At 61.4% G+C, this 17,514-nt stretch carries 21 protein-coding genes; 1 reads left to right on the top strand and 20 read right to left on the bottom strand.

Going from position 1 to position 17,514, the window contains the following annotated elements:
- Positions 1–114 precede the first annotated feature (114 nt).
- Together ABSB13_RS13845 and purE are read right to left on the bottom strand one after the other, a co-directional pair.
- Positions 115–783, bottom strand: coding sequence for a hypothetical protein (locus ABSB13_RS13845; protein ID WP_428109511.1), 669 nt, complete (start codon positions 781–783; stop codon positions 115–117).
- On the bottom strand, positions 784–1,278 hold the full coding sequence (gene purE, locus ABSB13_RS13840; protein WP_428109508.1) for a 5-(carboxyamino)imidazole ribonucleotide mutase: 495 nt from the start codon (positions 1,276–1,278) through the stop codon (positions 784–786). It abuts the gene before it with no gap.
- A 153-nt stretch (positions 1,279–1,431) separates the two neighbouring features.
- Between purE and ABSB13_RS13835 the strand changes: the two genes are divergently transcribed.
- Positions 1,432–2,880, top strand: a complete 1,449-nt coding sequence (locus ABSB13_RS13835; protein ID WP_428109506.1) for a UDP-N-acetylmuramoyl-tripeptide--D-alanyl-D-alanine ligase — start codon at positions 1,432–1,434, stop codon at positions 2,878–2,880.
- Positions 2,881–2,935: 55 nt separating this feature from the next.
- Here ABSB13_RS13835 and ABSB13_RS13830 read toward each other — a convergent pair whose 3' ends face one another.
- The 18 genes from ABSB13_RS13830 to ABSB13_RS13745 all read right to left on the bottom strand — a co-directional run.
- Positions 2,936–3,169: a hypothetical protein gene (locus ABSB13_RS13830; RefSeq protein ID WP_428109504.1), complete on the bottom strand. Its 234-nt coding sequence runs from the start codon at positions 3,167–3,169 to the stop codon at positions 2,936–2,938.
- Positions 3,170–3,241: 72 nt separating this feature from the next.
- Positions 3,242–5,986 carry a hypothetical protein gene (locus ABSB13_RS13825; protein ID WP_428109502.1) on the bottom strand — a complete coding sequence of 915 codons (2,745 nt, stop codon included), beginning with the start codon at positions 5,984–5,986 and terminating at the stop codon, positions 3,242–3,244.
- A gap of 42 nt (positions 5,987–6,028) precedes the next feature.
- Positions 6,029–6,598 (bottom strand): gp53-like domain-containing protein, encoded by a 570-nt coding sequence (locus tag ABSB13_RS13820; RefSeq protein ID WP_428109499.1) that lies wholly within the window; start codon positions 6,596–6,598, stop codon positions 6,029–6,031.
- 8 nt (positions 6,599–6,606) lie between these two features.
- On the bottom strand, positions 6,607–7,071 hold the full coding sequence (locus tag ABSB13_RS13815; RefSeq protein WP_428109496.1) for a hypothetical protein: 465 nt from the start codon (positions 7,069–7,071) through the stop codon (positions 6,607–6,609).
- Between the two features lies 1 nt (position 7,072).
- A complete protein-coding gene (locus tag ABSB13_RS13810; protein WP_428109494.1) occupies positions 7,073–7,936 on the bottom strand; it encodes a phage tail protein in 864 nt (287 codons plus the stop codon).
- The gene (locus ABSB13_RS13805; protein ID WP_428109491.1) at positions 7,936–9,105 is read right to left on the bottom strand and encodes a baseplate assembly protein; all 1,170 of its coding nucleotides are present in this window, start codon (positions 9,103–9,105) and stop codon (positions 7,936–7,938) included. The genes ABSB13_RS13810 and ABSB13_RS13805 overlap by 1 nt, the downstream gene beginning before the upstream one ends.
- Before the next feature lie 36 nt (positions 9,106–9,141).
- On the bottom strand, positions 9,142–9,558 hold the full coding sequence (locus ABSB13_RS13800) for a GPW/gp25 family protein (protein ID WP_428109488.1): 417 nt from the start codon (positions 9,556–9,558) through the stop codon (positions 9,142–9,144).
- A gap of 2 nt (positions 9,559–9,560) precedes the next feature.
- Positions 9,561–10,253 (bottom strand): phage baseplate assembly protein V, encoded by a 693-nt coding sequence (locus ABSB13_RS13795; protein WP_428109486.1) that lies wholly within the window; start codon positions 10,251–10,253, stop codon positions 9,561–9,563.
- Positions 10,250–11,260, bottom strand: coding sequence for a phage late control D family protein (locus ABSB13_RS13790; RefSeq protein WP_428109483.1), 1,011 nt, complete (start codon positions 11,258–11,260; stop codon positions 10,250–10,252). The genes ABSB13_RS13795 and ABSB13_RS13790 overlap by 4 nt, the downstream gene beginning before the upstream one ends.
- A complete protein-coding gene (locus ABSB13_RS13785) occupies positions 11,260–11,502 on the bottom strand; it encodes a tail protein X (protein WP_428109481.1) in 243 nt (80 codons plus the stop codon). The genes ABSB13_RS13790 and ABSB13_RS13785 overlap by 1 nt, the downstream gene beginning before the upstream one ends.
- The gene (locus tag ABSB13_RS13780; RefSeq protein ID WP_428109478.1) at positions 11,499–12,083 is read right to left on the bottom strand and encodes a phage tail protein; all 585 of its coding nucleotides are present in this window, start codon (positions 12,081–12,083) and stop codon (positions 11,499–11,501) included. The genes ABSB13_RS13785 and ABSB13_RS13780 overlap by 4 nt, the downstream gene beginning before the upstream one ends.
- A gap of 11 nt (positions 12,084–12,094) precedes the next feature.
- On the bottom strand, positions 12,095–12,361 hold the full coding sequence (locus ABSB13_RS13775; RefSeq protein ID WP_428109476.1) for a hypothetical protein: 267 nt from the start codon (positions 12,359–12,361) through the stop codon (positions 12,095–12,097).
- Positions 12,362–13,239: 878 nt separating this feature from the next.
- Positions 13,240–13,521 carry an RNA recognition motif domain-containing protein gene (locus ABSB13_RS13770; protein WP_428109474.1) on the bottom strand — a complete coding sequence of 94 codons (282 nt, stop codon included), beginning with the start codon at positions 13,519–13,521 and terminating at the stop codon, positions 13,240–13,242.
- Positions 13,522–13,679: 158 nt separating this feature from the next.
- Positions 13,680–14,045 (bottom strand): hypothetical protein, encoded by a 366-nt coding sequence (locus ABSB13_RS13765; RefSeq protein ID WP_428109472.1) that lies wholly within the window; start codon positions 14,043–14,045, stop codon positions 13,680–13,682.
- Positions 14,046–14,086: 41 nt separating this feature from the next.
- Positions 14,087–14,605, bottom strand: a complete 519-nt coding sequence (locus ABSB13_RS13760) for a phage major tail tube protein (protein WP_424672327.1) — start codon at positions 14,603–14,605, stop codon at positions 14,087–14,089.
- A 25-nt stretch (positions 14,606–14,630) separates the two neighbouring features.
- Positions 14,631–16,172, bottom strand: coding sequence for a phage tail sheath family protein (locus ABSB13_RS13755; protein ID WP_428109469.1), 1,542 nt, complete (start codon positions 16,170–16,172; stop codon positions 14,631–14,633).
- A gap of 43 nt (positions 16,173–16,215) precedes the next feature.
- Positions 16,216–17,037, bottom strand: coding sequence for a Gp37 family protein (locus ABSB13_RS13750; RefSeq protein WP_428109467.1), 822 nt, complete (start codon positions 17,035–17,037; stop codon positions 16,216–16,218).
- A gap of 1 nt (position 17,038) precedes the next feature.
- Positions 17,039–17,514, bottom strand: a 476-nt coding sequence (locus tag ABSB13_RS13745) for a gp436 family protein (RefSeq protein ID WP_428109464.1), incomplete at its 5' end; no start/stop codon positions are given.

Below are 17,514 nucleotides of genomic sequence, written 5' to 3'. Positions count from 1 at the left end.
TTCGGCGGTCTCCCCTTTGGGGGAGATGTTGTAGGTAAGAAGACAGCTTTTACGCAGGGTGTCGAATGGTTCAAGGCCCGAACTGCCCTTCGATATGAGCCTTTCAACACCCTGCTAGTGAAGCACGGCGTTGGCGATCTCTTCGGCGACGAGTTCCTTGGCACGTCGCGCGTCGTCGCCCGAGTGCACGACCACGACCACCTTTAGCTCATCGGCTGCGCCCTCCAGCGACGCGCGTGCGACGATCACCGTGTCGTAAATCTGGTTCTTCGGGATTTTGTCATATGGCGTCGGCGCGTTGGTGCCGTGCGACGCCTGCTGACTCGCCTGGTAGGCTCTGAACTGTTCCGCAGCCGTATCGTCGGGATACAACGACCGGCGGAGAGCCTCCTGTGCGAACGGATCGATCGGTTGATTGCCGCTGTCGCCCAGCGGCGGCGGATTCGCGCCGGCCGCCTTGAGCAATTCGACCATCGAGGGATCGCCCGGGAACATCTGATTCAATGACACTCCCGGCGCAAGCAGTTGCTGATTCACCGACACGGTGAGCGTCACCGCATCTTCCCCATTGGACGCAGCACCATGGCGCGCCGCTCTCAGATCTTCATTCAGCACGTTCTGCACAACGGGATCGGTGCAAATCGCAATCACGCTGGCGTTTGCAGGTACCACCAGCTTGCCCGCCATCTTGATGTCGGCGGCGTGCGCAGATCCGCAAATGGCCACTACGATGGCTATCGCGGCGATCGCGCCCTGCCCTGCTTGACGCACCGGATTACTCACCTAGGGAATCTTCTGCTCCAACAGTTCATCCGCCCGCGCAGCCCGCCATTTTACCAGGCGTTCGCCGAGCTTCGCGTCGCCCAGCGCGATTATCTGCGCCGCCAGCAGCGCCGCATTCGCCGCACCAGCTTTGCCAATCGCCATCGTCGCCACCGGCACCCCCTTGGGCATCTGCACGATCGACAGCAGCGAGTCGATTCCGTTGAGCGAGGTCGTCGGCATCGGCACGCCGATAACCGGGATTATCGTCTTCGCTGCGACCACGCCGGCAAGATGCGCGGCGCCACCGGCGCCGGCGATTATCGCGCGCAGGCCGCGGGCCGCCGCACTCGCGGCATATTCCAAAGTAAGGTCGGGCGTGCGATGCGCCGACATGATCCGAACTTCATGCGGCACTTTAAGTTCTTCCATGACCTCGGCCGCCGCCGACATGTATTCCCAGTCGCTCTTGCTGCCCATGATCACGCCGACAATCGGCGCCTTGCTGTCCGCCATCGTGGTTCCTCGTGTCTTCCTTATGCATGCATCATCTCACAATCGAGATAAGGGACGCAGCACTGTTGGAATCTGAAGGCTGATTCCCGCCCGCCGGGATGTCAAGTCGCAGCCGGTATGAGCGCCCCGGATATTTCGGCACAATGTACTGCGATGGCGACGCCGATTCCCAGCAATCAGTGCGAGTTCACGCTCGCCGAAGTTGTCGAGGCTACGGGAGGCACGCTGGTCCGCGCCACTTCGACTGTCGGGGCCGGCGGCGGCGTCCGCGGCGTCAGCATTGATACACGCTCGATCGGAGCGGGAGCGATATTCGTGGCAATCCGTGGCGCGGTGTCCGACGGCCACGACTACCTGCCACAAGCCGCCGCGCGGGGCGCCGCAGCCGCGATCGTCGCGACCGGGCGGCGTCATCCTGCGCTCGATTGCATCGAGGTCGCCGACACCCTCGCGGCGCTGGGCCGGCTCGCGCGCCACCATCTCGTGCGCACGCGCGCGGCCCGCCCGCTTCCACTGATCGCAATCGGTGGAGCGGTCGGCAAGACCACCACCAAGGAACTCACCGCCGCCGCCGCTCGCGCGCTGTTCGGAGCCACGCTTTCAACCCCGGGCAATCTGAACAATCTGATCGGCGTACCTATGACGATTTTCACGCTAACCGGCGAGCATCGCGCGGCCGTCCTCGAATGCGGCACCAACACGCGCGGCGAGATTCCAAAACTGGCGCAAATCGTCGAGCCAGACGTCGCAATGGTCCTCAATGTCGACCTCGAGCACAGCGAGGGTCTCGGCACGCTCGAGGATATCGCCAACGAGGAGGCCGCGCTGTTCTCGACTGCCGGGCGCTATGCGGTCGCATCGGCCGACGAACCGATGGTGCTGGCGCGGATTCCGAAGCATCTGAAGCGAATCACCTTTGGCAAATCGCCCGACGCCGACGTGCGGCTCGTCAGTCGAAGCGTGGGCGTCCGCTCGCGCATCCGCGTCGAAATCGCCAGCGCTATGCTCGCCGCGGGAGTCGAAGCTTTCATCGACACTGAAATCGCGCTGCTGGGCGAGGCCGCTGCTCTCAACTGTACCGCCGCGATCGCCGGTGTCGCCGCGATGCATCCGATGCCGCTTGAATCGCGCGAGCTCACCGCGATCGGCGATGCGCTCGCGGCCGTCAAGCCGGTCGCCGGCCGGCTCGCGAACACCTCGATTCACGGCATCTTTGTGATCGACGACACTTACAATTCGAACCCGCGCTCGATTCGGGCCGCGCTGGCGGCGGCGCGCGAAGTAGCCGACGGTCTCGGCGCCCGCCTGGTGATCGCGCTGGGCGATATGCTCGAGCTGGGCGAGTTGTCGGCCGGCGCGCATCAGGCGGCGATACGCGACGTGATGCGCTCGCATCCAGCCGCATTCGTCGCCGTCGGCCCTGAGATGAACTCCGCCTGCGCAGCCGTATCGCGCGATGCGGATACCACCGGGGTACTCGCCGCGCCCGACAGTATCGCCGCGGCAGGAATAATTGCCGGGCTGCTCCGGCCCGGCGACGTGTTACTGGTCAAGGGTTCGCGCGGAATCGCGATGGAACGAGTTCTCGAGAGGCTCGGCTGACGCTAACGGGCCCGCCAGGCCCCGCGGCCCGCCGTGATCTTGTTGAATCTCGAAATCACGACGTCTTCCGCTTCGCGGCGGGCGCGATCTTCGCGCTCAAGGCGACGAGCTCCGCGGCGCGCGCGCTCGACGTGCCTTCATCGCCCAAGACTTTCGCATACTGAGCGAGCGCCTCGCCGGCGAGGCCCATGTCAGCGTTGGAAATCAGGGGCACGCGCGCAGCGCTTTGCGAGGGCGTGTTAGCCAGGTGAGACCGGCCGGCCATGATCCTGTTGAATCTTGAAGTCACGGAAATTCTCCTTTCGCAGAGGCTGGAGCGTGAAGGACGTCCTCGCCGGCGGCTCGGCAAAGCTTGCGCAGGTCATTGACCAATCGCTGTGACGTTGCAGGTTTCCGCGGTCATCGAGGCGTTCGCCGGGAGCGTCAGCACAGTCGCCGTGCTGGTCGGCCCATACGTGCCGCATGACGCGAGGATGTTCGGCGCGGCGGAGAAATTCACGCCAGCGAGGTTTGCGGTACAGCCGCTTCCATTGAAGCACACAGTCTGAGCGGTGCCCGTCTCCTGGTAGGCGTTGAGATAGCAGGTCGCAATCTTGAGCGTGCCCTGCATCGATTCCGAGCACGTTGCCGTGCCCGCAGTCGCCGTTCCCGTGAGCGTGATCGCGGCCGGCGCGGCATCGAAGGCCGTCGCCTGATTCGGCTCGTTCGAGACGACTCCCGGCACCGATTGGCCGGGGATGGCGCAATGGATGCAGGTGAAGCTCGGGAGATAACTGCCGCCGACATTGGTGATTGGCAGGCTATAAGGTGTCGCCGGATAACTGCCGTGGCTGTTGCCGTAGTTGCTGAGCGGCTGGCCGAAATTCACATTCATGAACGTACCAGCATTTCCACCACTCGCTCCCTGGGCGTTCCAGTTCATGCTCGTGGACAGCGGGCTGGCCGTCTCGACGGTTATGTTCTCAAAAATATCGAGTGAGTTACCGTAAGCGATTGCGCCCCACGGACCGCTCCCGCCAGCGATCCGAAAATCTGAGAACCTTGCCTGTGAAGTGCTATACGCGAACATCTGCGCGCTTTCTTCCTGGCCGCCGGTCACCGTGCTGTAGTCCGAAGTATCCGGTACATACCAAAGGATGCCCGCATCCTCGGAGTTCGTGTTCGTCATCACGAAGGAGCCGATGCGCGGGAAGTCGAAGCAGTAATCGCGGTTGCCGCAGTTGCTGTTGTAGATTGCTTCGTTGTAGGTCTCTTGGGAATTGGAATAGATGCAGATATTGCCGCTGCCATACGGCGGATAAGCCTCTTCAAAACAGTTCAGGCCGTCGATGATCGCATCTTCGCCGTTGGCGATGGAGGGGCCTAAGTCCACGCACAGACCCACCACGCCGCAAGTGACGTTGCGGATATTCATGCCGGTCGGCGGCAATCCCGCCCAAGCCACGCCGCTCGATGGCGCACCTGGTCCCGCATTGCTCTGAGACTGGCCACTGGTGGGATAGCGGTTCTGATCGATCATGATTCCGGGCGTGCTGCCGGTCAGGCCGTCAAGCCCGATTCCTTCGATCGTGTCGGCGTAGGCGTTGTTGAAATTAAACACGATGCCGCCCGCGGGGCCGTCCCATCGCAGCGCGGCGTTCGGGCCTCCATTCAAGTTGCTTCCCGGCCCGCTGATTCCGGTCTGCGATAGCTGCCAAAAGCTCACCGCCTGCGACAAATCGTAATGAGTCGCGCACGCCGGTAGCTGCACCTTCGAGCCGGTGGTGCCTGCCAGGACAGACGCATTCACCGCCTGCTGGATCGCAGGCGCGTTGTCGTGCCGCATCGTCGTCGAGGCCGAGCCCGACGGCGCAACCGAGAGAGTTACCGAAGTACCGGAAATCGCCGTGATTTGCGCGTCAAGGTCCGCCGCTACTGCGCTCGTGCTGGCTTCCTCGTCGATTCCGAAAGGCTTGCCGTTGTCGCGATAGGAAACCGCGGTCGAGCCCTGGCCGGGAGGAATCGGCTTCACGGCATAGATGCTGGTCGGCGTGCAGCTCGCGCCCATGCATCGCCGGATGATCGAACCGACAGTGTTCGCGTCAACCGAGTAGGTCACGATGACCGCATTTCCGATGGAAGGATTCACCGGGGCGGTGGCGATATACACCGTCGCGCTTGCCGCCGAGCGCATCCCGTTCAGGCCCGCGCCGATGCCGGTCTGACCGACGTTCTGGACGCTGTAGCCGTAGGTGGTCGAGCAGCTCGTGTTCGGATTGTTAGTCGTGCCGTTGTCCACGGTGCAGTTGCCGTTGCCGGTCGCGGTGGTGTTGAGCACCGGAATGTCCCACTGGACATATGGCAGGTAGTTCAGGGTGTAGCCGTCATCCGTGACGCTCGCGATCGTCGGCGTCGCAATCGTGTTTGACGCGCCCGCGGCGTCGAGCTTTACGTACTGCCCGACCTTGAAATCGCCAATCGCGCCAACTGTGACGGCCGCGTTGCTCGCAGTCGTAGTCGCCGACTCCGTAGTGTCCGAGCACACCGCACCGAAGTCCTGCGCATTCAGCACGCCGTTGACACTGACATTGGCGATTGCGTCGCTGCCGTCGAGCTTCGAGCCCGACAGCGTGTTGAGCTGCGCTCCAGTCTGTCCGAGCGCGAGCGCGTCTCCATTGACGGTCGCGCCGGCGAGGTTCGACACCTTGTTACCGTTGGCGTTGAGGTTCGCTTCCAGCGCCGCGCTCGCGCACGCCCATTGTCCTCGAGTACCAAGAGCCCACGCACCGCCCCCACCGCTGACGCACGGCGTCGCGCTCCTGCAGTTGTTGCAGAACAACAGCATCCCGTCCTGTTCGGGCGGCAGATTGGCGAATGCGGTACTGGCTATCGAAGGCGCGATCGCCTGGGCACCTGAAAATCGATCGTTGATCGCCTCGCGGAACTGCAACCCTGCGCCCACGCCGGTGAAGTTGGGGATCGGCTGATAAGCTCCGGGCGGTGGCAGATTCTGCGCCGCGGCGGCGGCGCGCAGGATTAAAACCGTTGCGACGGTGCGCAGTATCAGGGCCACGCTCCGCTGTCGCGTGCGGCCGTTGTTACACCTATGCAGCATTTTAAGGTTCATCTTCATTGTTCCGTTTTACCGGCTACCCGTGCCAACGGGCGGCTAGAACCCGATCGCGAGCCAGTAGAAACCGTAGTTATGATCGTTGCCCGCACCCAGGCAGTTGTTATAGACCCAGAATTGCGACGCTGTCGGCAAATAGGTCGCCGGCACCATGATCACGTCTTCGCCATTGTTACCCGCGCTCGCGTTGGGATTGATCGTGATCGGCAGGAAGACTTCGCAGGCATTCGGAAAGGCGATTGGAAAGCTGTAGGGGCCATACAATCCGTGCGGCTCTCCGGGCGAACCCCAACTCACCATGCCCCACTGAATGAGGTACTGGATCAATCCCTTATTCACATCGGCAACCGGAATCTTGAGATAGCCATTGGGCGCCATCAGCCCGGTGAACAGCGCCTGGAACGCCTGCAACACGCCGATATTCGAGATATTTACGTCCTGGCGTTGTTTCAGAAACGCGGTGCGATTAGCCAGTTGCTGATGTGGCTGATTGGAGATACCCGTCCCGCTGAAACTCGCGCCGCTGGCAGCGCCTTCGACCGGATCGGTTGCTTGTATTTGATACACCTCATTGGAGGTGAACTCGGCTGCGTCGATTAGTGTAGCCATTGACTACCTCAGAAGGTAAGCGTCCACGTACCGCTAATACTCATTCCCGCGCCGAAGACTATCGGTGCTATTGTCTTGCGCGCGAGCATCGGAGTCGGCGCGGTCGTTCCGGGTAGTCCCGCGCTGGCGTGATTGGCGAATATCGCCAGCTCCTGAATGGCGATCCCGTCGGCGCCGGTGTCGGCCGTGGTCAGCGACCAGTTGAAGGTCACGCTGCCGTTGCCGTCCTCGCTGTGACTGTCGAGCGCTTTGTAATATGCGGGGCCGGTCAGCGCGCTGTCGCTCACCGTCGGTGCGTTAGATCCCGAGCCGAATCCCACCGCAGCCGCGAATTCGCCGGTGGTATCGCCTCCGAGCAGCGCCGCAAGGGCAGGCAGCCCGGCGTTCACGAATAGATTGCGGCCCTCGTATTTCCACACGATACGCCCTTGCCGGACAAGCCGGATTCGCACGATTCCAATCGGCCTTCTCATTTCAACCTCCTTGCAAAACGGCTGCGCCGTTGACGATCAGCGCCGAATCCGCAACCGCGGGTTCGTTGGCGCCGTAAGTAATCCCGCTGTGCAGATAGTGAGCATTGTAAGTGGGGACAATCGGACCGTACGCATCGGTGAGCGGCGCCGTCCGGATCGCAAAAGCCAGCGCGTCGTCATTGGGCGCGGGCGCCGCGTCGAGCTGGTACTGGGCAATTCCGCCGAGCGTCAAATTGTCGGACGGCGTCGGTCCCGCGTCAGAAATCGCCGGCGCCACAAACCATATCGAGTCCATCCACGCGCGCGCGGGTTTGAAGAAATTAACCGCTGCTGCTGCCGTGGATGCGGCGCCGCCTGGGACACCCTGCCCGGCCACGAGATTGATCATGACACGGAACACCGCCCATCCCTGGCTCGACGGATACGCATCGCCACCCCAGCTCGACTGCCCTTCGAGCAGCGTGACCTGCGTCCAGCCCAACGACGCGAGCGCCTGCTTGATCGCCCACGGCGTACCGCAAAACCGATGCAACGGGATGGCGCTCATGAGCAGTTCGCGCTCTGCCGCCTCCGTCAGCGGCTGCTCCGAAACCAGGGCGCCGGATTCGATCAGATTGTCCACATCGGTAAGCAAATCGATGCTCGTAAGCGCATCGACCCCGAGCGACACCGGCGCGATTAATTGCCACAGCGGAGACAAGATGTCGAATTGCCACGCCAGAAACGGCAACGCGCTTTCCACCACCGAGTCGATTCGATAAACCAGCAGCGTCGTAAGATCGAGCGCCGCGAGCCGCGCGATCAGCACCAGCAACGCCTGCGTGCGCGTATCGTTGATCGAGGGCGCGGCCGAAAGCTCGGGCATCAGCTGTGCTCCGTGCTGAACGCCGTCGTCAGCGAGATCATCGTACAGTTCGCCCACTGCCCGGCCGTAAGCGTGGTCAGCACCGGCGCCGTGAGCGTCACGCCATAGACACCGGCGACCGACAGCGCCGCAATTATCTGGCTCGGCACGATGTCGCGCTGAATCTCGGCGGCGAGCTCGAGCGCGAGCTCCTGCACGGCGGTGGTCGCCGCGGCGATGGTCGCGGTAGGATCCGCATCTGAGTAAAGCGTCACGGTCGCGGTGATCTGGTAGTCCACCTCCGTCACCGCGAGCGCGTTGACGGTGTCGGTAAGCGGGCGCACAGTGTCGGCGTTCAGCACCGCGGCCACTTTCGCAAGCAGCGCGGAATTCGCGACTCCAGCACTGTTTGGCGCCGCCGCCGGCTGCACTGTAATCGGTCCGGTCAGCACGTATGCGTTCACCGATCCGGGCGCTGGACTGATAATTTGCGCGTCGATGATCGACGGATCGGCGCCAATCGCAAAAAATCGGTATGCTCCGATCGGACCCGCGACGCTGAACTGATTGGGCGCAGCCTGAATGCGCGTGCGCAGATGATCATCCGTTTCCGGGGCAGATCCACCTGTGGTCGTGCTCGTATTGGTCACGCTCGCGATCAAGGTATTCGGATTGAGCTGGACGTTGACCTGCCCCGCCAGGTACCCATTCGCAGCCACTCCTGGAGTTGTCGCCGTGGCGGCAACACTGGCGATAGTGGCGCCGGCCGCAATGCTGATCGTCGCGTTGGTCGCGAAGGCAAACTGTCCGTCGTAGGTGCCGACCGGCGTTCCTGCGGCAATCGTGAACGGCACCGTCAGCGCGTTGGCCAGCGTGAATTGGAGCGTCGTCACCGCCGGCTGCGACGCCAGTCGCGTGACGCTCAGCAGTTGACCGAGATAATCGAGCATCGGGAACGACGCGAAGGCGAGCAGATTCTGCTGGGCCGCATACTGGATCGCGTTGCGCACCAGCGATTCGCGGTACGCATACAGATTGATCAACAGGCGCTCGACCTGCGCCGGGTAGAGCGTTCGGTTCGCGGCTGCCTCGAACTCGGCAATCATGTCCGCAAGGATCAGGTTTGGATCGAGCCCGTCCGGATCGTCGACGAACACCGGTGGCGGCAGCGATGGAACTCCTGCACTCATCAACTCATCCTTTCATCGCCGTCGGCGCGGCCCGGATTAGACCGTCGCTCCCGGGACTGTCACGGTCGTGGTCTGAACTGGAGCCGCCGTGGCGCCCAGCTTTAGCTGCCAGTTTAGCGTCACATCGAGATGCGCGCCTGACTGCGCACTTCCGTCAAGCACGGGTTGCGCCGTCACCGAAACAAGATTTACCCGCGGCTCCCAGGTCGTGATCGCCAATGTCAGCTCGCTGACGATCGCAGGCAACGCCAAACTGATCGGAAAATCGATATAGCGCCAGATATCGGCGCCAAAAGTCGGCCGCAGCGGATCGCTTCCTCGTGGCGTCGTTACGATAATCCCCAGGCATTGCTCGACGTCGGCGATTCCTTGCACCACTTGGCCGATGGCTCCTAGCGCCAGCGACCAGTCAGCCGACGTGATATCCGCCAGTGTGATTGCGCCCGCCGGCATCGTCATCCCGCCAACACATCGGTGCTTGCCGTCACGATCGTTCCCGTCGCCTCGCCCACTTGAACCGTATCGCCGAGCCGCGCGACGCCGGCCAACTGGCCGGTTCCGAGCTGCACCTGTCCCGCCGCCCTGATGATGACGTTGCCGCTTGAGTCGATCTGAATCTGCGCGCCGTTGGCCGTAACATTGAACGCCGCACCTTGAGGGAGGCTCACGCTCAGAATGTGCTCGGTGCCGTCGTATTTGATCTCGCCCTGGTCCTGAAATTTCAGATCGAGCAGATGCGTCTGGGCGTTGTAGGTGATTTGCGTGGTGTCCTGGAAAAGAAGATCGAGGAGGTGCGCGGCGCGATCGTAATCGATGCTGGTGCCATCCTGGAACGCGAGATGAAACTTGTTGGCGCTATTCACCGGCGCCAGGTCTGCGTCTGAATAAATCGCGCCCAGCACCGCGCCGGCCTCATCGCGCAGATCCATCAGGCATACGACCTGTTCCCCGACGTCCGGAATCCAGTACGCCTTGTCGTTCTGCGTCTTGGGAAACACAATCGGCAGCCACCAGCTGATCACTTCGTCGTAATCCGGAAACACCACGCGCACCTTTGCGCGCGCTGTGTCCTGCTGCTGCACGATCCCGACCCGAAAAGTGGGATTCAGAGCGGCAAATCGCTCGCGGTATTCGATTATGTCGTTCATGCGTTTATCCGCCGTGCTTCAATTGACGTTGAGTATCCTGTCGCTCGCGCCAAATGATGCTGCGCCATCTCGATCAGGTATGTTCCGTCCAGCGCACCCCATCCGCTGAGCTGTACATTGTTTCCCGCCACCAGCACCGTGCTCCCCGGTCCCAACAGCAATGCGTCCACGAACACCATGTTATGCAGATGAAGTGCGGCTTCGGCCTTCACCAGCGCTTGCTGCGCGTTCTCACAGCGCGCGACTATCTTCAGTGTGTCTCCCGTCGGAGAAGGCGCAGACACCGACTGAGTAATCAATTGTTTCGTGTCAGGATCGAAGTACGAAAATTCCGCACCATCGTAGATTCGGCGCGCCCGGTTCCGAAATGCGAATAGAAAGACATCCGATCTCGTGATCGTTACCACCGCGGGTACGGACTCGAGCACCGGCCGCGCGTAAAAGACCAACTGTCCTCCGCGCACCGTGAAATCGAAGTTGTGTTCTCGCGCAAGGCGTTTCAGAAATTCCAAATCCGTCTGTCGCCGTTGAGTGACGCGGGCAAACACGACATCGCTCTCGGACTCGGATGAAGCCGTCACCATTACCAGCCCGTACTTCGCCGCGATTAACCCCGCTATTTCCACGATGCCTATGTTCTCGTAGGCCACTGTATTCGCGGTGCGCATCGCCGGTGTGATGTATGCGGCGAGGCAGCGCAGTCTCATCACGTCGGGCGGACCATCCAATTCCAGTTCGTCGATCTGAAATTCGCCGCAATCCAGCAGGGCCTCGCCGCTATAGCCAATTTGCAGACTGACTATGTCGCCGAGCGCCGGATACCAGGCGCCTTGCCACAGCTTCGTGGAATCTTCGAGATCCACTTCAAGCTCGCCTGAAGCGCCATCGAGTTGATCGACATATCTGATCGCGAGAACCATTTCCGATACATCGGCGGTAATATTCACGCCCAAATAACTGAGTATCCATTGCGGCGAACGAACTGAATACGATGCCGTCGCAGCCATTACGCACTCGCCGTCTGAGACAATTTCCAGGGCGGCAAGTCGGCCGTGACCACCGCGCTCTTCTGCAGGATAGGCACAGCGATCGATATTCCGGCATCGAACACCGGTTCAATCAGTACATTCGGATTAGCCATTATGATCGGAGAATAGTCAGTCGGATCGCCATAGTATTGCCAGGCTAACAAATCCCACCGTTCACCGGCCCTCGTAATGTGAAGTATGAACTGTCCGGACGGCGTCATCGCGCGGCGCTCCTCACGATAACTGCGGCGGGCACGTCGTCCGCTTCAAGATTGGGCCCGCTGGTGCCGGTCGCGGCCGGGATACTGAGCAACGCCGACACCCCTGGCGTGGATCCGCTTGAATTACTGCCGGCGGTCGCGGTCGACGCCGTCGTGATTCCTAGCGGAGTAACTGTCGGAACGGGCGCGCTCGCGCCAAGCGCCTGGTCAGGTATCCATTCTTTGAGCGCGAGTGCGACTCTGATCGCCAGTAATCCGCCGAGATCCGACATCTGCATCGACTTCACCTTAATCGATTCGATCACAAACAGTCCGAGGTACGTTCCGACGCCGAAGATAAGCGGCAGCGCGAGATGCTGCGCCGCCGTCGCGCGCAACAGCGCCAGCTGCACCGCGGGATTCGTGAGTGACGAGTGCCACATCAGCTCGAAATTCAGCCGCTGGAGATCGTCGCCAACCCATTGTAGCCGCGGCTTGCTTTCAATCACCCGCTGCTCGCCGAAACCGTAAGCCCCCGCGGATTCGTAGCCTTCCGGAGAGCCAACCACCTCGAACTGAATCTCGCCCAATGCTGCGAACAAGCAATCGCTCCTTAGAACTGTGCGCGCTCGCGCCGCGCTGATTCCCGTTTCAATTGAGTGAAGAGCTCCTCGCGATGCGCCCGCAGTGCGCCAATCGCATCGCGCTCTATATTGCCGCCCGCCGCTGGCGCGTTGATCACGACCGTCGGCGACGAGTTGATAGTGATCCCCGTGCGCACGCTGCTGCTATTTCCGCCACGAGCGTTGCCCGATGGTTCCGCAAACTCGCGCTGCGAAAGACTTGCGGGCGGAATCACCGCGCGGATCGATGAAGCCATGCGATCGCTCGCGAGGATGCCTGCCCCGGCGAACGCCACTCGTTCTGCGTCGAGACCTCCTCGCGATCGACTCAAAACTCGCCCTGCATCTGGTCTCGGCGACGAGGCCGACTTCGCCACGACCATCGTTTGGCCAGCTTCGTTCGCGCGGTACGCCCGCTCCGCGAAATCGCTCGAGCTCTTCAATCCTGATTCTGTTGCGCGTCGGCCCGCTGTGGAAATCGCCCAGGCTGCGCTTCCCGATTCAACTGAGCGTTCAACCCGCGACAGAGCGTCCGCCGCGCGAGACAATTCCTCCATTTCCCGGGATACACGGCCGCCAGCAGCAACCCTTGCCGTCGTGCGATGCCACGCATTCGCGTGACTGCCACGCCTTCCTTGCGACTCTCCATCGTTCGCGCCGTCCGAGCCTTTCGGCCGCGCCATCGAAGTTGCCGCCTCGTTGCCCCCTACGCTGTCACTTACTCGCGCAGCCGCGTTCAGCACCCTTGCTCCCGCGGTGAAGGTACGAATCAATTGCGCGGCGCTTGCCGTCTCTCTCCCGTTGTCTATTTCGTTTCGGCTCGCAGTCTCGTGTATACGGCTCTCAGAGCCATCGAGGGGAGTTTGGCTGCTTGCAAACAATCCCGTCTCAAAACGATGATCCTCTTTCGGAAGAAGAATATGCGCGGGAAGTTCCAAGCGATGATTCGCGGCCATCGCGATGCTCGCAGTCGCCCGCCCGGTGCGGATGCTTTCTTTCGCGAAGCCGGCCATCCGCTCAAGCTGGCGGAGCGCGCGCGCCGATTTGGATCCGCCAATCTCTGCCTGCGTGTCGATTGTCCTGGATTGCCTCGCCATTTAATGACTCGCTCTGATGGCCCGCGTGAGGGCTTGCGCTAGGCTCGCGCGACGTTACGTTCGAACGGGCGCCGTTGAGAGGTCGCCGCCTCGACTCGCAACGGACGTCCCGCGAGTTCCTTGCCGTTCATCGCCCGCAGCGCGACCGCAGCGTCGTCCTCGTTCGTCATCTCGACAAATCCGAACCCGCGCGAGCGCCCGTCGAAACGGTCACGCACGATCTCGGCTCGTTCCACTCCGCCGATCTCGGCAAATGCCGCACGTAAATCGCCATCGCCCAACGAGAAACTCAGATTCCCTACGAATAGTCTCACTCCCATCATCTCACCGTCTCGCGTAATTAGTTAGTGCAAGCATCGTGCTGTAGTCACTGTAATTACTACTCACTATTCGTCCCCTCCGCCGCGTTCGACGCGCATCCGCTCATATTCCGTGACCGCGTCGAGCCAGTACGACAGCTCCGCAAAGTCCATCCCGCTCAGCTCCTGGACTGAGAATCCGGATTGAACGAGGCCTGCGAAGCACGCCGCGGAGGGCGGTCGAAATTTTCGCCCATCACCTCGTCCTGCAGCGCCAGCACGTCCGCGAGATCCATCTCGAGCACCTCCTCGTACACAATCCTGCGCCCGTCCACGCGCGTGAGTTCAGCGATTAATGCAAATATCACCGCGCTCGCGTCTTCGCCCGCCGCTGCCCGCTGTGCTCGCATCAGGTCCCGTCCATGGCCTTTGCGCACCTCGGCGCGCGAGCCGGAGGGTAAATCGATCGTCTGGGCCTCTTCTTCATCTTTCGTGCCCTCGCCGCCGATTCGTACTCCATTCACCGTCAGTTCATCGGTTTTCATTAGTCATCGCCCCCGTCTTCCGGTTTCAATGTAATGCTTGTTCAGCCGCCGAGATTTGAGCGGAAAGTACTCAGTTGGTCGACGCCGCCAACTACGTAGATATTGGCGAATACGTCGTACAAGTATATTTGAACTCCCGCCACGTATAATTCGCAGTGATAGATACTTACCACCGACGTGGTTTCGACCATTTTATGCTGACGAAAAGTGGGACTTCCGGCGTCCTTGAAGATTCCCGTCATCAGGTACACCACCGGAAGCTGCGCAGTCCGGCCCTGGCTGGTGTACTGCTCCAGGTTTCCCAGCGCCTGAAAGGAATGGGTCTGGAACGGACTGGTTGATAGGGTAAGGGTACTCGCGTCGAACGACGTCCACTTGATCTTCGACTCGAGCTTGTCTACCCCCGCCCACAGTTCCGCCGTTCCAGCCATCCCCAGGCCCTTGTAGTCAACCATCTTGTGCTTGGGATTGGCGATCTCGATCTCTTCGGCCCGGCCCAGCAGTCCGACGCCGTCGATGTATATATTTGCGTTGGTCAGTGAGTTGATCTGGATATTCATTCAGTTCCCCTGGTATCCGCGCGAGTTACGACGTCGCTCCCGCCGCTGCAGTTATCGGACTTGTCTGTCCGAGTTGCTGAAGCAAGGTCACGTCTATAAATGCCTCAAAAGTGATTCTTTCTGCGGGTGGTGGGGGCATTACGTCGATGTCAAAGACCAGTTGGCCGGCGGCGATCTGCGCGTATGGATTTTCCGCCGGGTCGAAGCTTGCCGCGCCGGCTACCAGTGCGCCGCGTTGGATGAGCGATCTGATGAACGCGTTCGCGCTGGCGAGGATCGCTGTGATCAGCGCGTTCGAAATCGGCTGGTCAATAAACTGGAGCATCGCGAGTTCCAGCGCTTCCTCGATTATGTCCATCGTGCGGCGCACCGAGATAAAATTGTCCGGCGCGGTTGATGCCGGGTACTCCGCGCTGCGGTTGCCCCACACCCGAAGTCCGGTGCCGAATGCGTTGAACACCGTCACGATTCCCGCCGCATTGAGGTTGTTGGTGTCTGACGCCGGGTCGAGAATAGAGGCGTAGAGCGTAACGTCCGGCCCGAGGATTCCATCGACCTGCGTGTTGGATGGCGACCACCAGTAACCCTGCGCCAGGTCCTTGGCCGCGATCGCTCCAGCCACCCACTGTGAAAATGGCCCGACCGAATTCGCGTTGAATTGCGCCGTCACCGGTGTCCCTGAAGGGTTGAGCGTGACTCCCGTCGGCACAATTCCCGTGTCGTAGAACTTCTCTTGCGGATAGCACAGAATTGTTCGGCTGCTCGAGGCTGCGAAGGCATTGCCCACGACTCCGCGATTGGCTATCGCGGTTTCCACCGCGGTCGAAGGCGGCGAATCCACCAGCGCCATCGCGCGAATCGTGTTGGCCATTGCGTCGATTTCAGTCGCAACCGCGGCGTCCTGCGAGTAGCCCGGCGCAATTAGTATCTTGGGAAAGAATCCCATCGTCCCGTAGGTGGTCTGGAATGCCTGCATCCCCGTGTATACACCGCCGGTGACTGCCCCAATTATGTCTGCGTCCGCCACTTTCGACGGATCCGCGTAGTGGAATGCGATCAACACGCTGGCTCCGGCGGTGATATGTCCTCCCGATCCGGCGGACACGATCGTAATCGCGCCATTCACCGCGTCGAGCGTATAGTCAGTGCCCGCGACATAGGTAGTACCCGCAGGATTACTAGTGACTACTACGTTCGACACGCCCATGTGTCCGAGGTTGATAGCGCCCTGCGCGTTGAAGCTGAATGCGGTCGCAGCTATCGCCGTGAAATGTATGGCGGGATTGAACACGTTGACGACGATCGCCTGTCCCGCTCCCTGCGCCTGGATCGCCGCGAGCGCATACGGAATCGAGTACCCTTGAACGATCGGTCCGAAGTTTGCCGCGTCGAGCGCTGACGAGACCAGCGCCGGCGTGTTGGGTGCTACCGCGACCGACGGTGATTCCACCGCCCACGACGGCGCCGTCCCGACCAGTCCAATCACCGCCGACTTGACGACCGTGACCGGGACCGGACCATTAGGCACTTCGATTACTTCAACTCCGTGCAAGAAACTGGCTGGCATGTGTCACCTGTTACTCAGTTGCAAAATTACTATTTATTCCGGCCTAGTTAGTCGGCTCGCTCTGGCCCGTTGTCGCGATAACCTCTTCGGCGTATGTGTACGCGATCTGCACTGTCTCGCCGGCGGAAATTGCACCGCCCGCGAGCGCCGTGACGACTCCGCTGGCGCGATCGACCGAGTAATCCGTACCCTGGATGAGCGCAGCGCCGCCGGGCCCCACAATGCTGACGGCAAACACGTTGCCCTGCGGAAGCTGAACCTGCAGGCTCGAATTGAACGTGTAGGCCACCGAGCCGACCGTGACCGAAGTCTGTCCGCCTTCTTCCAGCGCGATGCCCCTGGTGAAGAGCGGGAACCCATCCGTCCGCGACGCTTCGACTGCCACGGTGCTCAGTGCAAACGTCGATGCGTACGTCCACACGCCGCCCTGCTTGTCGCGCTTGACGAATTTTTCACGCACCGGGTACATCGGGCGGCAGCCCGCAATCCGATATCCGGTCAGCGCGGTGCGAATCGCCTCGATGATCGCGTACGCGCCGGGACTTGGCCCCGACGGGTCGCCACCGACCGCCCATCCAAGGTCGCGCATCATTACCGAGATTTCGAACTCGAGTTTGCGTTCCTGGATTATCGCCGCGGTGTCGAGCAACTCGCCATACTGCGCGCCCTTGTACATCACCAACGCCGCGCCCACGCGATGGGTCAGACGCCACGTCTCAGGCCGATCCGGATAGTGCGCGATTTCGATCGAGTTGATTTGCGAACTCAGTCGATTCACGATCGCGTCTTCGATCGTCGCGATATCGATCGCCGTCGGTGGCGTGAAGACCACGCCGTTCCACGCCCCGTCGAGCATCACACCCATCTCAGTAGCCCTTCAGATTGCCGCGGTTGAAAACCCGATCCGGCGCCTGCACGGTTTCCACCGCCCCTGCCGCCACCGGCGGCTCCTGGTTGTCGGCGGACAGACCGAGCGTGAGCTCGCCGGCCGCGACCTTCGTGAGCATCGCGACCGCATCTTCATAACGCTTGCGCGCGTCTTCGAGGTCGTGCAGCGGCCGCAGCGATTGCAGCCGGTACATCGCGATATCGGTCGTGAGACGGTTGAGAACGGCCGGCGGATCTGTCAGCGGCAGCGTGAAGCGCCCTTCGATGTATCCGTCTATTTCCGCGGAAGCGTCGGCAAGCGCCTGCGTGATCGGTGCATCATTTACCGTGGTCGCCGTCGGATCCTCATTAGTCAGTTGAACAAGATCCCGATTAGGGTATCGGTTGATCATGTCTTGCGCGGTCGCGTAACTCACTGTCGTAACCTCATCGCATCGGAAGCCGTGATATTGCT

Origin of the sequence: Binatus sp. (SeqCode) (assembly GCF_050013435.1) — a bacterium.
Lineage (GTDB): Bacteria > Desulfobacterota > Binatia > Binatales > Binataceae > Binatus.
The sequence above is the reverse complement of the archived record's forward strand: the minus strand, read 5'-3'. Positions and strand labels throughout refer to the sequence as shown.

Excerpts from the sequence above, each read along its gene's own strand:
- purE (WP_428109508.1), bottom strand. The coding sequence starts at position 1,278 with ATGGCGGACAGCAAGGCGCCGATTGTCGGCGTGATCATGGGCAGCAAG.
- ABSB13_RS13835 (WP_428109506.1), top strand. The coding sequence starts at position 1,432 with ATGGCGACGCCGATTCCCAGCAATCAGTGCGAGTTCACGCTCGCCGAA.
- ABSB13_RS13825 (WP_428109502.1), bottom strand. The coding sequence starts at position 5,986 with ATGAACCTTAAAATGCTGCATAGGTGTAACAACGGCCGCACGCGACAG.
- ABSB13_RS13820 (WP_428109499.1), bottom strand. The coding sequence starts at position 6,598 with ATGGCTACACTAATCGACGCAGCCGAGTTCACCTCCAATGAGGTGTAT.
- ABSB13_RS13815 (WP_428109496.1), bottom strand. The coding sequence starts at position 7,071 with ATGAGAAGGCCGATTGGAATCGTGCGAATCCGGCTTGTCCGGCAAGGG.
- ABSB13_RS13810 (WP_428109494.1), bottom strand. The coding sequence starts at position 7,936 with ATGCCCGAGCTTTCGGCCGCGCCCTCGATCAACGATACGCGCACGCAG.
- ABSB13_RS13805 (WP_428109491.1), bottom strand. The coding sequence starts at position 9,105 with ATGAGTGCAGGAGTTCCATCGCTGCCGCCACCGGTGTTCGTCGACGAT.
- ABSB13_RS13800 (WP_428109488.1), bottom strand. The coding sequence starts at position 9,558 with ATGCCGGCGGGCGCAATCACACTGGCGGATATCACGTCGGCTGACTGG.
- ABSB13_RS13795 (WP_428109486.1), bottom strand. The coding sequence starts at position 10,253 with ATGAACGACATAATCGAATACCGCGAGCGATTTGCCGCTCTGAATCCC.
- ABSB13_RS13790 (WP_428109483.1), bottom strand. The coding sequence starts at position 11,260 with ATGGCTGCGACGGCATCGTATTCAGTTCGTTCGCCGCAATGGATACTC.
- ABSB13_RS13785 (WP_428109481.1), bottom strand. The coding sequence starts at position 11,502 with ATGACGCCGTCCGGACAGTTCATACTTCACATTACGAGGGCCGGTGAA.
- ABSB13_RS13775 (WP_428109476.1), bottom strand. The coding sequence starts at position 12,361 with ATGGCTTCATCGATCCGCGCGGTGATTCCGCCCGCAAGTCTTTCGCAG.
- ABSB13_RS13770 (WP_428109474.1), bottom strand. The coding sequence starts at position 13,521 with ATGGGAGTGAGACTATTCGTAGGGAATCTGAGTTTCTCGTTGGGCGAT.
- ABSB13_RS13765 (WP_428109472.1), bottom strand. The coding sequence starts at position 14,045 with ATGAAAACCGATGAACTGACGGTGAATGGAGTACGAATCGGCGGCGAG.
- ABSB13_RS13760 (WP_424672327.1), bottom strand. The coding sequence starts at position 14,605 with ATGAATATCCAGATCAACTCACTGACCAACGCAAATATATACATCGAC.
- ABSB13_RS13755 (WP_428109469.1), bottom strand. The coding sequence starts at position 16,172 with ATGCCAGCCAGTTTCTTGCACGGAGTTGAAGTAATCGAAGTGCCTAAT.
- ABSB13_RS13750 (WP_428109467.1), bottom strand. The coding sequence starts at position 17,037 with ATGGGTGTGATGCTCGACGGGGCGTGGAACGGCGTGGTCTTCACGCCA.